Genomic DNA, 14,007 nt, shown 5'->3' with positions numbered 1-14,007 from the left:
TGTTGCCCATCTCGGTCTAGTTTTTGGATATTTTAGTGCTTGAAATGACGTACGCCAGTGAATACCATCGCAATGCCGTATTCATTCGCTTTATTGATTGAATCCTGATCCTTTATAGAGCCACCTGGTTGAATAATAGCTGTAATACCAGCCGCTGCAGCTGCTTCTACAGTATCGCTCATTGGGAAGAATGCATCTGATGCTAGTGCTGCACCTTTTGCTTTTTCGCCTGCTTGCTCAAAAGCAATTTTAGCTGCTCCAACACGGTTCATTTGACCAGCACCAACGCCAAGTGTCATTTGAGAATCTGTCACGACGATTGCATTAGATTTAACGTGCTTCACAACTGCCCAGCCAAGTTGTAATGCTTCCCATTCTTGTGCTGTCGGTTCACGGTCTGTGACAACTTTAATATCTGCATTAGAAAAACCGTAGCGATCTGGTTCTTGTACAAGAAGACCACCTTCAACTGATACAACATTGAATTTGTCTTGTTTTGCTTGCTCAAAAGGAATTGTTAATAAGCGAATATTTTTCTTCTTCATTAAAATATCCAGTGCTTCTTGAGAGAAAGCTGGTGCAATGATAATTTCTAAAAAGATATGGCTTAATTTTTCAGCAGTTGCTGCATCTACTTCCATATTTAAAGCAATAATACCACCGAATATAGATGTTGAATCTGCTTCATATGCTTTATCAAACGCTTCTTCTAATGTGGCGCCCGTTCCAACACCACAAGGATTCATGTGCTTTACAGCTACCGCTGCAGGCATTTCAAACTCTTTGACAATTTGCAATGCTGCATTCCCGTCCTGAATATTGTTGTATGATAATTCTTTACCATGCAATTGCGTAGCATAAGCTAGTGAAAAATCAGAGCCTAGACGTTTTTGATAGAATGCCGCTTTTTGATGAGGATTTTCACCATAGCGTAAGTTTTGCTTTAATTCATATGTCATTGTTAAGCTCTCTGGGAACTCTTCTTCCGTTAAGTGGTTTGATATATATGAATCATAAGCGGCTGTGTGACGGAAAACTTTTGCAGCCAACTTACGACGTGTTTCAATAGTCGTTGCACCATTAGCTTTCAGTTCCTCTAATATGTTCGCATAGTCATTGCTATCCACAATTACCGTTACATATTGATGGTTTTTTGCTGCAGAACGTAACATTGTTGGACCACCGATATCGATATTTTCGATCGCATCATCCCATGTTACATTAGGCTTTGAAATTGTTTCAACGAACGGGTAAAGATTGACACAAACAATCTCAATTGGCTCAATTCCATGCTCATTCATTTGTGCTTGATGAGAAGCATCGTCAAACTTTCCTAATAGTCCACCGTGGATCATTGGATTTAACGTTTTTACACGACCATCTAAAATTTCAGGGAATTTAGTTACTTCATCTACTGCTGTTACGGCAACATTATTGTCTTGTAACATTTTTTTCGTACCACCAGTTGATAAAATTTCATAACCTAATGCTACTAGTTCTTTTGCAAATTCTAAAATACCATCTTTATTGGAAACACTGATTAATGCGCGTTTTGTCACAACAATATCCTCCTAATTTTTAGGATCATCACCAAAACGTGTGGTTGATTTCCGTTCCGTCTGGGCGCTTTGTAGCTGCCGCTTTGCTTTCGCTACAGAAAACATTTGCCGCTGACGCTTCGCTTTCGCGCAGAGCAGAGCTTCCTGGGGGCGTCCGATGAGCCGCTTCACTCGCGATGCTCGCTCCAGGGTCTCGGGCCAACACGATGTTGGTCACGAAGGCGTTATCACAGGATGTGATGCTCTTAGCCTTCGTTCCCCTATCGCTAATCCCCAAGGAGTCGCCCAGCCTTCACTCCAATCAACTTATTTACATAGTAGACGTTTTAACAAAAGTCATCCACATCTTTTGGTGATGAACCAATTTTATCGTGTTTGCCACGAATATGTCTTGCTATTATTGATAGCGTAGAGTTAGGCTGTATTGTTACAGAAGACCTAACTCCTCACCACTGAATTACTTTAATAAGTGCTCTAAAGCTTTTGTATAGAGTACATGCTCTTTCTGATGAATTGCCGCTTCTGTTGCCTCACGGTCACCTTCAACGACTTGAACTGCCGCTTGTGCAATAATTGGCCCTGTGTCCATACCTTCATCTACAAAATGGACTGTTACCCCAGTTATCTTAACTCCGTGTTCCATCGCTTGACCAATGGCATCTTTACCAGGGAAAGCCGGTAATAATGAAGGATGAATATTCACAATGCGATGTGGGTATGCAGTTAGTAATACTTCACTAATTAAGCGCATATAACCTGCAAGCACAATCCATTCTACATGACTTTCATGGAGAGCCTCGATAATAGCAGTCTCGTAATCTGCTTTTGAAGAAAACTCTTTCGGACTTAAAGCTAGCACTGGAATACTATAGTTCTCAGCACGTGTCACTACAAATGCACTAGGCTTGTCTGTCACAACAAGTTCAATCTTTGCATGTAGTTCACCACGTTCAATGGCCTCTTGAATAGCTTGAAAGTTACTGCCGCTACCTGAAGCAAAAACGGCAATTTTGGTTGGTGCCGTCATTACACTAAACTCCCATCATGTGAGCCATTGAATACAACACCTTCGCCTTTCACTACGCGACCAATTTTGTATGCTTTTTCACTATTAGCTTCTACTGTAGCAAGCACTTTCTCTACTTCAGCTGCTGGTACAGCTAACACGAAGCCAATGCCCATGTTAAAGACGTTATATAAATCCTTTTCCTCTAACTGTCCTTTTTCTTTTAAAAACTCAAAAATACGTAAGATTGGCCAAGAACCTAAGTCAATTTCAGTTGCTAAACCTTCTGGCATCATGCGTGGTAGGTTTTCATAAAAGCCACCGCCCGTTACATGTGCACAGCCATGAACGTCTGCTGCTTTTAAAGCTGCAAGTACAGGTTTCGCATATAATTTTGTTGGCACTAACAAAGCTTCCCCGATAGGACCAAGATCCTCGTAGCCTTCCACAATCGAATCAACTGTGTACTGATTATCTGCAAAAACAATTTTTCGCACTAATGAGTAACCGTTTGAATGCACCCCACTTGAAGCAATCCCAACAAGCACGTCACCCTCTACGATGTTCTCACCTGTTACGATGGCTGATTTTTCACAGGCTCCTACTGCAAAACCAGCTAAATCATACTCATTTTCTTCGTAAAGACCAGGCATCTCTGCAGTTTCTCCACCGATTAATGCCGCACCAGATTGCACACAGCCATCTGCAACGCCCTTTACAATTTGCTCAATTTTCGCTGGCTCTGCCTTGCCAAGGGCTACATAATCTAAAAAGTACAATGGTTCTGCACCTTGCGCTACGATATCATTGACACACATCGCTACACAGTCCACACCAATCGTGTCGTGCTTGTCGACCATAAACGCTAGCTTTAGCTTTGTCCCAACACCATCTGTACCTGAAATAAGAACAGGTTCCTTAAGATTTAGTTCTGACAAGTCAAACATACCGCCAAAACTACCAAACGTGCCCATCACACCTAGACGGTTTGTTCGTTCAACGTGAGACTTCATTCGTTTTACGGCTTCGTAGCCTGCTTCAATATTTACACCTGCTTGTTCATATGCTTTTGACACGCAGAGTTCCTCCTTATCATCCAAATCGCCTTGGCGCACATCTGAATCTAGATTTGTCTTCATTGCTAGACGTGTTTTGATGTTTTTCTTAACGTAATAGTTCTTTTTCATGTGGTAAGATTGTATCTGGGAAAATTTCTGTTGGATATTTACCTGTAAAGCACGCTAGGCATAATCCACGGTTTTCATCTTCATATGGTCTTGCAATCGTCTCCACCATGCCTTCAACGGATAGGAATGTTAGCGAATCGGCTCCAATAGCTTCACGAATTGCATCTACACTGTGGCTAGATGCAATCAATTCTTCATGTGTCGAAGTATCGATGCCGTAATAGCAAGGGTCTGTCATCGGTGGCGAAGAAATCACAACATGTACTTCTGCCGCCCCTGCATCTTTTAACATTTTTACAATACGTCGTGAAGTTGTACCGCGAACGATTGAATCGTCCACCATCACTACTCGTTTACCTTTTACGACTTGAACAACAGGAGAAAGCTTCATTTTCACTCCACGTTCACGTAATTCCTGTGTTGGTTGGATAAATGTACGACCTACATAACGATTTTTAATAAGACCTAGCTCATACGGAATACCGCTTTCCTCTGCAAAGCCGATTGCAGCTGAAATACTTGAATCAGGGACACCTGTTACAACATCAGCTTCAATATGGGCACATTCACGAGCAAGCTGTTTGCCCATACGTTTACGCGCCATGTGGACGTTAATACCATCAATATCAGAATCAGGACGTGCTAAATAAACGTACTCCATCGCGCACATGGCACGTTTATCCATATCTACAAAACGATCAGATTTTACACCCTCATCGTTAATAATTAATAATTCACCAGGTTCAACAGATCGAACAAATTCCGCACCTATTAAATCAAATGCACAAGTTTCAGAGGCCACTACCCAACCATCTCCTAGCTTTCCAAGAGATAATGGACGTAAGCCATGTGGATCACGTGCGACAAGCATTTCATCTTTAGTCATAATTAAGCACGAGTACGCACCCTTTAATAATGAGAGGGCATTTTTCACCTTTGCACGGAATGGTGAATGCGAACTTTTCTTAATAAGATGCGCTAGCACTTCTGTATCGGAGCTAGAATGGAAAATACTCCCTTGACGCTCTAAGTACTGTTTTAAGTGCGTTGCATTGACTAAATTACCGTTATGAGCAATTGAAAGGCTACCAGTTGACGAGTGGAATAATAACGGCTGTACATTTTCAATACCGCCTCCTCCAGCAGTCGTATAACGGACATGGGCAATTGCAGCTTTTCCGTCCACTGCCTTTAATTTCTCTTCGTTGAAAACATCATTAACTAGTCCTTCGCCTTTCACCGCGCGAAGATGCTGACCGTCAGAAACGACGATCCCAGCGCCTTCTTGGCCACGGTGTTGAAGAGCATGAAGCCCGTAATAACTAAGGTGTGCGGGATTCGGGTTGCCCCAAATACCAAACACCCCACATTCTTCGTTTAAGCCTCTGAGTTCAGCAAGCATGGAATTGCTCCTTTCCAATTAGAACGGAATTCCTCCACTGTACCTTCTACAAGCACACCGTTGTCACCGTTGATTTTAACAAGCGCATCGTTTGTTACGACACCGATTTTCATTGCGTCTTTTACAATTTCTACAAATGCAGCTGCATTTTCTTCTTTCACTGTTACAACGAAACGAGATTGTGTTTCACTGAATAATGCTGTTGTAGCAGAGCCTGTTAATGTCACATCAAGGCCTAAGCCATTTGAGCTAAATGTTGTTTCAGCAAGCGCAACTGCAAGACCACCTTCTGCTACATCATGTGCAGATTGTACGATTCCCTCTTTAATCGCTTTAAGCAATGCTTCTTGACGTGCAGCTTCAATCTGTAGGTCAATAGCTGGTGCTTTCCCTGAAATAACCCCATTATTTAATAATTTTTGAAGCTCCGAACCACCGAATTCAGTATTTGTATCGCCGATCACAAATACTACATCACCAGCAGCTTTTACTTCTTGAGTTGTCACATGTGCTAAATCTTCAATTAGTCCAACCATACCGATTGTCGGTGTTGGGTAAACCGCTTCACCAGAACGCTCGTTATAAAGAGACACGTTACCGCCGATTACTGGTGAATTCAGTGCTGTACAAGCGGCTGAAATACCATCAGCTGATTTTTCAATTTGCCAGAAGATTTCTGGTTTCTCAGGATTGCCGAAGTTTAAGCAGTCAGTAATCGCTAATGGTGTACCACCAGATGCTACGATATTACGAGCCGCCTCTGCAACAGCAATGGCACCGCCTACTTCTGGATCTAGGAAAATATAACGAGAGTTACAGTCAGTAGTCATCGCTAATCCTTTGTTCGTACCGCGAACGCGGATCACTGCTGCATCAGAACCTGGTGCAACGACTGTTGATGTACGAACTTGATAATCATATTGATCGTAAACCCACTCTTTTGAAGCGACTGTTGGGGCTTTTAAAAGTGCATTTAATGTTTCTTTGTAATCTGTTACCATCGGTTCTGTGTTTTCCATCGCCTGGAACTCAGCATAGTAAGCAGGCTCCGCAGATGGCTTATGATAAACCGGTGCATCTTCTGCAAGTGCATCAGCAGGTACTTCAGCTACAACTTCACTATTATGTAATAGGCGTAGCATTTTATCATCCGTCACGCGACCAATTGCCACAGCATCTAAATCATATTTATCGAAAATCGCTTTAATTTCATCTTCGCGACCTTTTTTCACAACAAGTAGCATACGCTCCTGAGATTCAGATAGCATCATTTCATATGCTGTCATGCCTGTCTCACGTTGCGGTACTAAGTCTAAGTTCATTTCTACACCAGAGCCAGCCTTAGAAGCCATTTCTGCTGATGAAGAAGTAAGACCAGCAGCACCCATATCTTGAATACCTACTAGCGCGTCAGATTTTACAACTTCTAAACATGCTTCAAGTAAAAGTTTCTCCATAAATGGATCTCCTACTTGTACAGCTGGACGTTGGTTCTCAGATTCTTCTGTTAACTCCTCAGATGCAAATGTTGCACCATGGATACCGTCACGACCTGTTTTAGCACCCACATACATTACCGTATTCCCTACACCAGCTGCGATTCCACGTTGAATATCTTTGTGGTCAATTAAACCTACACACATTGCATTCACTAGTGGGTTGCCTTCATAGCAAGGATCGAATTGAATCTCGCCACCTACTGTAGGAATCCCGATACAGTTACCGTAACCTGCGATACCAGCAACTACTTCTTCAAATAAATATTTACCACGCGCTGATTTCAATTCACCAAAGCGTAGTGAGTTTAGCATCGCAATTGGACGTGCGCCCATTGAGAAAACGTCACGGATAATACCACCAACACCTGTAGCAGCACCTTGATAAGGCTCAATTGCTGATGGGTGGTTATGTGATTCCATTTTAAATACAACTGCTTGTTCGTCACCAATATCTACGATACCAGCACCTTCACCTGGACCTTGTAAAACTTGTGGACCCTTTGTAGGGAATTTACGTAACACTGGTTTTGAATTTTTGTATGAGCAGTGCTCAGACCACATTACGGAGAAAAGACCTGTCTCTGTCCAGTTTGGTAGACGTCCTAAAATACCTTCTACCCTTGCAAATTCTTCGTCTGACATCCCCATACCAGCGTATAATTTTTGATCTTTAATTTGCTGTGCTGTTGGCTCAAACTTAGTTGTTGACATGATTTTCCCTCCACTGCTTCACAATTGATTTAAATACTGCTAGACCGTCTGCTCCGCCCACCAGTGCATCGACAGCTCGCTCTGGGTGAGGCATCATACCTAGTACATTGCCGCGCTCGTTTATGATCCCTGCGATATCTTCTAAAGAACCGTTTGGATTTTCGCCTGAGTATGTGAACACGATTTGATTGTTATCTTTTAATTGTTGTAAAGTTTCCTCATCACAGTAGTAGTTACCTTCACCATGTGCGATTGGAATATTGATAATTTGGCCTTGCTCATATTGGTTTGTGAATAATGTATTATTGTTTTCAACTTTTAGCTGGATTGTACGACACATGAATTTCAAATTTTTGTTACGAAGTAATGCACCTGGTAACAAACCTGCTTCAGTTAATATTTGGAAGCCATTACATACTCCTAATACTGGCTTACCAGCATCTGCTGCCTTCTTAACCTCTGCCATAATATTAGATTGGTTGGCCATCGCACCACAGCGAAGATAATCCCCGTATGAGAAGCCTCCCGGTACTAAAATGCCATCAAAGCCACTTAGATCTGTTGCTGTATGCCATACATATTCTACTTCTTCACCTAGCTCGTCTTTAATCGCATGATACATATCGATATCACAGTTTGACCCAGGGAAAACGAGTACTGCGAATTTCATGATTAGTTAGCCTCCTCGACTTCGTAGCGGTAGTCTTCGATTACAACGTTAGTTAAAACCTTTTCACACATTTCTTTTACTAGAGTATCAATATCACGTTCTGTATCTTTAATTGTTAGTTCAAGATATTTACCGATACGTAAATCTTCTACTTCAGCGTAACCCATTTTCACTAAAGAACCTTGTACAGCTGAACCTTGTGGATCAAGAATGCTCTCACGTAATGTTACGTAAATTTTAACTTTTTTCATTGTTATTTGCCTCCGAGTCTAGAAAGTATAATAGTATAAACTTCAGTTAAATTACCAAGGTCTCTACGAAAGACATCTTTGTCTAACTTTTGCATTGTAGTTGCATCCCAAAGTCTGCATGTATCTGGTGATATTTCATCTGCCAGTAGTACATTTCCGTCATTGTCACGTCCGAACTCTAATTTAAAGTCAATTAGTGTAACGTTGACATCTGCAAATAGTGGTTGCAAAACTTTGTTCACTACAAGTGCACCATCATAAATGGCTGTCACTTCCCCAGGTGTTGCAAGATCAAGTACGTCGATATGCTCCGTTGTAATGAGCGGATCGCCTAGCTCATCGTCTTTATAATAAAACTCAACGATTGGGCGTTTTAATGGTGTACCTTCCTCGAGACCAAGACGTTTCGCTAAGCTACCTGCCGCTATATTACGAACTACGACCTCAATTGGAATAATATCTACCTTTTTTACAAGCTGTTGCGTATCAGATAATTGTTTTACGAAATGTGACGCAATTCCGTTTGCTTGTAATTTTTCGAAAATTAAAGAGGTAATGCGATTATTTAATACGCCTTTGCCTTCAATTTCTTCTTTTTTCTCACCATTAAACGCTGTTGCACTATCCTTGTATTCAACGAGTAACACATTTGGCTCCTCTGTTGTATACAATTTTTTTGCTTTACCTTCATACAAAAGTTGACCTTTAGTCATTTCGTTACTCCCCCTGATATTATGAAATACACGCGTATTGTTCAGAATTGAATCGTACGTATACGATTCAATTCTGTAACATCCGCTAGTGACTCTACTCAATAAATATTAGTACATATTAGTTAAGTCCAAGACGCTCAAAAATCATATCTACATGCTGTAAATGGTAGTTGTAGTCAAAGCACTCATCTAGCTCTTCCTTCGTTAAATACGATGTAATTTTTTCACTTGCATCGACTAACGTACGGAACTGAACTTGCTCGTCCCACGCCTGCATCGCTAAAGGTTGTACTGTATCATACGCTTCCTCACGCACTAACCCTTTATCGATAAGTGCTAATAAGATACGTTGAGAGTAAATTAAACCAAAAGTGCGACCCATATTACGTTTCATGTTTTCAGGGAATACTGTTAAGTTTTTCACAATGTTACCGAAGCGATTTAACATATAGTTAAGTGTAATCGTTGCATCCGGTAAAATGACGCGCTCTGCAGATGAATGTGAAATATCACGCTCATGCCATAATGCTACGTTTTCATAAGCTGTTACCATATAGCCACGCATTAAACGTGACATACCAACCATGTTTTCAGATCCGATTGGATTACGTTTATGAGGCATCGCTGACGAGCCTTTTTGACCTTTTGCAAATGCTTCCTCAACTTCACGCGTTTCAGATTTTTGCAAGCCGCGAATCTCTGTTGCAAATTTCTCTATTGATGTTGCGATTAATGCCAACACACCTAAATATTGAGCATGGCGATCACGTTGTAATGTTTGAGTTGAAATAGGTGATGCTGTTAGTCCTAATTTATCGCATACATATTGCTCAACTCGAGGATCGATATTGGCATATGTACCAACTGCTCCAGACATTTTTCCTGTTTCAATTACTTTTGCCGCAGCATCAAAGCGTTCTAGGTTACGCTTCATTTCTTCATACCATAAACCTAGTTTTAAACCGAAAGTTGTTGGCTCAGCATGAACACCATGTGTTCGTCCCATCATAACCGTGTGCTTATGCTCTTTCGCTTTTGCTGCAATAATATCAATGAAATTCACGATGTCTTTACGTAAAATATCATTCGCTTGTTTAATTATATAAGAAAGGGCTGTATCAACTACGTCCGTTGAAGTTAAACCATAGTGTACCCATTTTCGCTCTTCACCAAGTGTTTCAGAAACGGCACGAGTAAATGCTACTACATCATGACGTGTTTCTTTTTCAATCTCTAAAATACGATTAACATCAAAAGAAGCATTTTCACGAATTTTAGCTACATCCTCTTTCGGAATGTCTCCAATTTCTGCCCAAGCTTCACATGCTAAAATTTCAACTTCTAGCCAAGCTTGATATTTATTTTGTTCTGTCCAAATTGCGCCCATTTCGGGTCTTGTGTAACGTTCGATCATTGCGTTTCTCCTTCTATTCTGACCAAATGCCAGAACTCTCGATTTGTTGTAGTGTTTCTTCTAAGTTTTTTGTCATAATCGTTACGTGGCCCATCTTACGGTTCACCTTAGCTTCAGCTTTCCCATAAAGATGTATAGACCATTCAGGATATTTAGCAATTGAGTTACTAAGTGGCATGACATGCTGCCCTAAAACATTTACCATAATAGATGGTGCCCAAAGTTGTGGTTTACTTAATGGCCAACCACAAACAGCACGTATATGCTGGTGGAACTGTGAAACGTTACATGCTTCTATAGAATAGTGACCTGAATTATGAGGTCTTGGTGCTAATTCATTAATAACAATTCCACCATCTTCTAATACAAACATTTCTACAGCTAATGTCCCTACTAAATTTAGATAATCAGCAATTTTAAAGGCTTCTCGCTCTGCAGTCAGTGATGTTTCCTCTTTTATACGAGCTGGTACGATCGTTTCATGTAAAATATGATGAACATGAATATTTTCTCCAACTGGCTGACAATATGATTCACCATTACCGTTTCTTTGAACAATGACAGACACCTCTTTAACGAAAGGTACAAATCCTTCAACAATACATTGTGAATGTGAGAAAAGCCCTTTTGCTAACGGTAGGTCTTCTGTAGATTTTAAAAGCTGCTGCCCCTTGCCATCATAGCCACCTCTTGCTGTTTTGACTATACAAGGATAACTAATCCTATCGATATTGGCTAGTAATTCTTCATATGTATTTACAACCAAATAAGGGGCTACTGGACAACCTGCGTTCACAATCGCTTCTTTCTCAGTCACACGGTTTTGTGTGATGCGTACTAGCTCTGCTCCTTGTGGGACGTAAGCCATTTGTGTTAAACGTTTTAAGCCATCATAATCGATATTTTCAAACTCATACGTTATAACGTCACTTACCTCGGCAAGTTCTTCTAAAGCTGCCTCATCATCATATGGGGCTACAATACGTACATCTGCCACCTGTCCACCTGGTGAATCCATTGATGGTTCAAGAACGGCGATTTTAAAGCCTGCTTCTTTAGCAGCAAGTGCCATCATACGGCCAAGCTGCCCTCCTCCGATAATGCCTATCGTCTGCCCTGGATAAATGATCTTTGTCACACTAAGTCACCTGTGCTTTCCAGTACTTGTTGCTTTGTGGATTCACGTCTAGCATCTAGTTTATTAGCAAGCTCTACATCTGTTGTCGATAAAATTTGCGCTGCCAGCAAGCCTGCATTCGTCGCTCCCGCTTTGCCAATCGCTACTGTTGCTACAGGTACACCGCCAGGCATTTGAACGATTGATAATAAAGAATCAAGACCGTTAAGAGCACGGGATTGCACAGGTACACCGATTACCGGTAACGTTGTTTTAGCTGCTACCATTCCAGGTAAATGCGCAGCTCCACCTGCACCAGCAATAATTACTTGAATACCTCGCTCACGTGCTGATTCTGCATACTCAAACATTAAATCAGGAGTACGATGTGCAGATACAACCTTTTTCTCGTACTGTACCTGTAATTCATCTAAAATATCACATGCATGTTTCATTGTTTCCCAGTCACTTGAACTCCCCATAATGACACCGATTTTCGGATTCATGATTGTCGCTCCTTCTTAACGTTAGAAAAATGATCAAAATATTTTATAGCTACATTCTTTACTTTTTATAACAAAGAAAATCCCCAAATAAACTACTCCCTACCATACACGTGAAAGCAGTTTACTTGAGGACTTATTATGAAAAGAATATGCAAATGTACATTTCTGCACACAAACCTTCCCGTAACATGCCAAAAGTGCTTTCCCGCATAGTCCAGCATTTACGGTGCCGGGTAGAGACACTAGAGCCAATCCTCTAGCATATATGTGGGATTTATTTGTTTTTCCTTCTCATATTTTAACAAGTCATTCCACTATCGTCAATGCAAAAATGCGAACAATTTATTTTAGTCATTTGTAAACGTTCGGATTTTAGTCAAATCCACTCAGATTCTTGCCATAACATCGCTTTAAATTGTATTTTTTGACGTAAATACGTTGGTTCTCCATCGACTAAGTGAAAAATCGGTTCTTCTTTTCTTCCCACTGCCATATAACCATCTCGACGCATTCTCGCCAAGCAATCTTCAATCGACTCGTTTTCTTCTACCTCATACCAAATTTGTTTTTTTCCCAACTCTTTCTTCCTTTCAATCTTTGTTTCCAATTATTTTCCCTTGTATGAATTCCATTATACCTTGAGAATTCTTCATTTAGTATGTAGATCTATTAATAAAATGCTCTTCACCATAACATAGGGTTGATTTCTGTTTCGACTGGGTGCTTTCCTAGGTGCGTCCGATGAGCCGATTGGGGCAGCGCGCGAAAGCGGCACGATGTTGGTCACGAAGGCGTTATCACAGGATGTGATGTTTTTTAGCCTTCGTTCCTCTGCCTGCTCACTCCAGGGTCTCATCTGTGAGGCTGTGATCTCCAATGAGTCGCCTAGCCTCCACTCCAATCAATTTTATCCATAGCATACGTTTTAATAAATATCATTCTCAACTTTTGGTGATCAGCTTTAAAAAAGAATTATATCTTTATTGTTACTATTCGAAGACAAATTAAAAGAACTGCAGAAAAATAAACTCGGCAGTTCTTTATTAAGGATTTTGAAATCCGTAGATTCCAATTAAATATGCACCTAGGAACAGGAACATTAAAAAAGCATTGAGTACAATCAAAACCATACGGATATCGCCTTTAATACCCAAAATTGCGCTAATTATTCCTAATCCTCCTAATACAAATGGCGTAAATATATTTAGATCATAAAGGAAATTAAAAAAACTACCATACCATTTTGATGAATCATAGCCAAACATAAAGAATGTAATCATTAAGGAAAATATAGATATAGCAGAAAAAATGTTACGCCTCATTTTTTAATTCCCCCATTATTAAAGCACGATATGTATTATAGACCTAACTTCAATCTTCAAACTCAATTATGCCTCGGTATAATTGCGTCCGGAATCGGCTTTCGCTTTCGCTCAAAACACTTGCTGAAAGAAGTTAAAATTCGCCAATATAGCTCGTCCGACTTTTATTCTTTGAGCAATAAGTGATGGATATATCAAATGTTGAGGCAATATACAATGTGAAGCTTCCGCCGAAACGTTCTGGGGACTGCCTCTTCCTCTTTTATTTTTGAGCATTCCAGCAAGTTGTAAGAATCTCTCTTGATGACGTTCTATCCACCTGTTCGTTGATTCTATCAGTCGTTTTTGTTTCTACGGGCACAAATAGTGTTGCTTCCCACCGAAACATTCCACAGACAGTCTGCTTTGCCCGTTTTTTCGTCAGGTATGTCGGTTCGTTCATATTTTATACAACCAAATTAATTATGTGAATTTTAACTTTTAAATGAGTATATCACTTTATTATTATGTTATAAAACAAAAAAAGTCGAGGATTAAATCCTCGACTTTTTTAAGTGCCTAGCGACGTCCTACTCTCACAGGGGGAAGCCCCCAACTACCATCGGCGCTAAAGAGCTTAACTTCCGTGTTCGGTATGGGAACGGGTGTGA

General features: G+C 40.6%; 13 protein-coding genes, 1 rRNA gene and 1 riboswitch. All 14 genes read right to left on the bottom strand.

Annotated features, from left to right (window positions below; translation table 11 throughout):
* Positions 1-32: 32 nt before the first annotated feature.
* On the bottom strand, positions 33-1,559 hold the full coding sequence (purH, locus tag ACQKOF_RS10000) for a bifunctional phosphoribosylaminoimidazolecarboxamide formyltransferase/IMP cyclohydrolase (protein ID WP_427556155.1): 1,527 nt from the start codon (positions 1,557-1,559) through the stop codon (positions 33-35).
* 457 nt (positions 1,560-2,016) lie between these two features.
* On the bottom strand, positions 2,017-2,586 hold the full coding sequence (gene purN / locus ACQKOF_RS09995) for a phosphoribosylglycinamide formyltransferase (protein WP_427556152.1): 570 nt from the start codon (positions 2,584-2,586) through the stop codon (positions 2,017-2,019).
* Entirely contained in the window at positions 2,586-3,641 is a 1,056-nt protein-coding gene (gene purM, locus ACQKOF_RS09990; protein WP_427556149.1) for a phosphoribosylformylglycinamidine cyclo-ligase, read from the bottom strand. The genes purN and purM overlap by 1 nt, the downstream gene beginning before the upstream one ends.
* Positions 3,642-3,729: 88 nt before the next feature.
* The gene (gene purF, locus ACQKOF_RS09985) at positions 3,730-5,154 is read right to left on the bottom strand and encodes an amidophosphoribosyltransferase (protein ID WP_427556146.1); all 1,425 of its coding nucleotides are present in this window, start codon (positions 5,152-5,154) and stop codon (positions 3,730-3,732) included.
* Entirely contained in the window at positions 5,130-7,364 is a 2,235-nt protein-coding gene (gene purL / locus ACQKOF_RS09980; protein ID WP_427556144.1) for a phosphoribosylformylglycinamidine synthase subunit PurL, read from the bottom strand. The genes purF and purL overlap by 25 nt, the downstream gene beginning before the upstream one ends.
* A complete protein-coding gene (gene purQ, locus ACQKOF_RS09975; RefSeq protein ID WP_337988657.1) occupies positions 7,351-8,034 on the bottom strand; it encodes a phosphoribosylformylglycinamidine synthase subunit PurQ in 684 nt (227 codons plus the stop codon). The genes purL and purQ overlap by 14 nt, the downstream gene beginning before the upstream one ends.
* A gap of 2 nt (positions 8,035-8,036) precedes the next feature.
* Positions 8,037-8,285 carry a phosphoribosylformylglycinamidine synthase subunit PurS gene (gene purS, locus ACQKOF_RS09970; RefSeq protein ID WP_053482994.1) on the bottom strand — a complete coding sequence of 83 codons (249 nt, stop codon included), beginning with the start codon at positions 8,283-8,285 and terminating at the stop codon, positions 8,037-8,039.
* A gap of 2 nt (positions 8,286-8,287) precedes the next feature.
* Positions 8,288-8,998, bottom strand: a complete 711-nt coding sequence (gene purC / locus ACQKOF_RS09965) for a phosphoribosylaminoimidazolesuccinocarboxamide synthase (RefSeq protein ID WP_427556141.1) — start codon at positions 8,996-8,998, stop codon at positions 8,288-8,290.
* A 118-nt stretch (positions 8,999-9,116) separates the two neighbouring features.
* Positions 9,117-10,412, bottom strand: coding sequence for an adenylosuccinate lyase (gene purB / locus ACQKOF_RS09960; protein ID WP_427556139.1), 1,296 nt, complete (start codon positions 10,410-10,412; stop codon positions 9,117-9,119).
* A gap of 13 nt (positions 10,413-10,425) precedes the next feature.
* Complete coding sequence (gene purK / locus ACQKOF_RS09955; protein ID WP_427556136.1) at positions 10,426-11,550, bottom strand: 5-(carboxyamino)imidazole ribonucleotide synthase; 1,125 nt, start codon at positions 11,548-11,550, stop codon at positions 10,426-10,428.
* A complete protein-coding gene (gene purE, locus ACQKOF_RS09950) occupies positions 11,547-12,035 on the bottom strand; it encodes a 5-(carboxyamino)imidazole ribonucleotide mutase (RefSeq protein ID WP_370046509.1) in 489 nt (162 codons plus the stop codon). Before purE ends, purK begins: the two co-directional genes overlap by 4 nt.
* Positions 12,036-12,225: 190 nt before the next feature.
* Positions 12,226-12,324: riboswitch (purine riboswitch) on the bottom strand.
* Positions 12,325-12,411: 87 nt separating this feature from the next.
* Complete coding sequence (locus tag ACQKOF_RS09945) at positions 12,412-12,612, bottom strand: NETI motif-containing protein (RefSeq protein WP_427556133.1); 201 nt, start codon at positions 12,610-12,612, stop codon at positions 12,412-12,414.
* A gap of 466 nt (positions 12,613-13,078) precedes the next feature.
* Positions 13,079-13,357 (bottom strand): hypothetical protein, encoded by a 279-nt coding sequence (locus ACQKOF_RS09940; RefSeq protein ID WP_427556130.1) that lies wholly within the window; start codon positions 13,355-13,357, stop codon positions 13,079-13,081.
* Positions 13,358-13,913: 556 nt separating this feature from the next.
* Positions 13,914-14,007, bottom strand: a 5S ribosomal RNA gene (gene rrf / locus ACQKOF_RS09935); the annotation flags it as partial.

It is taken from the genome of Lysinibacillus sp. NPDC093190, from assembly GCF_050280425.1.
Taxonomy (GTDB): domain Bacteria; phylum Bacillota; class Bacilli; order Bacillales_A; family Planococcaceae; genus Lysinibacillus.
This window is presented reverse-complemented; position numbering and strand designations above follow the sequence as displayed.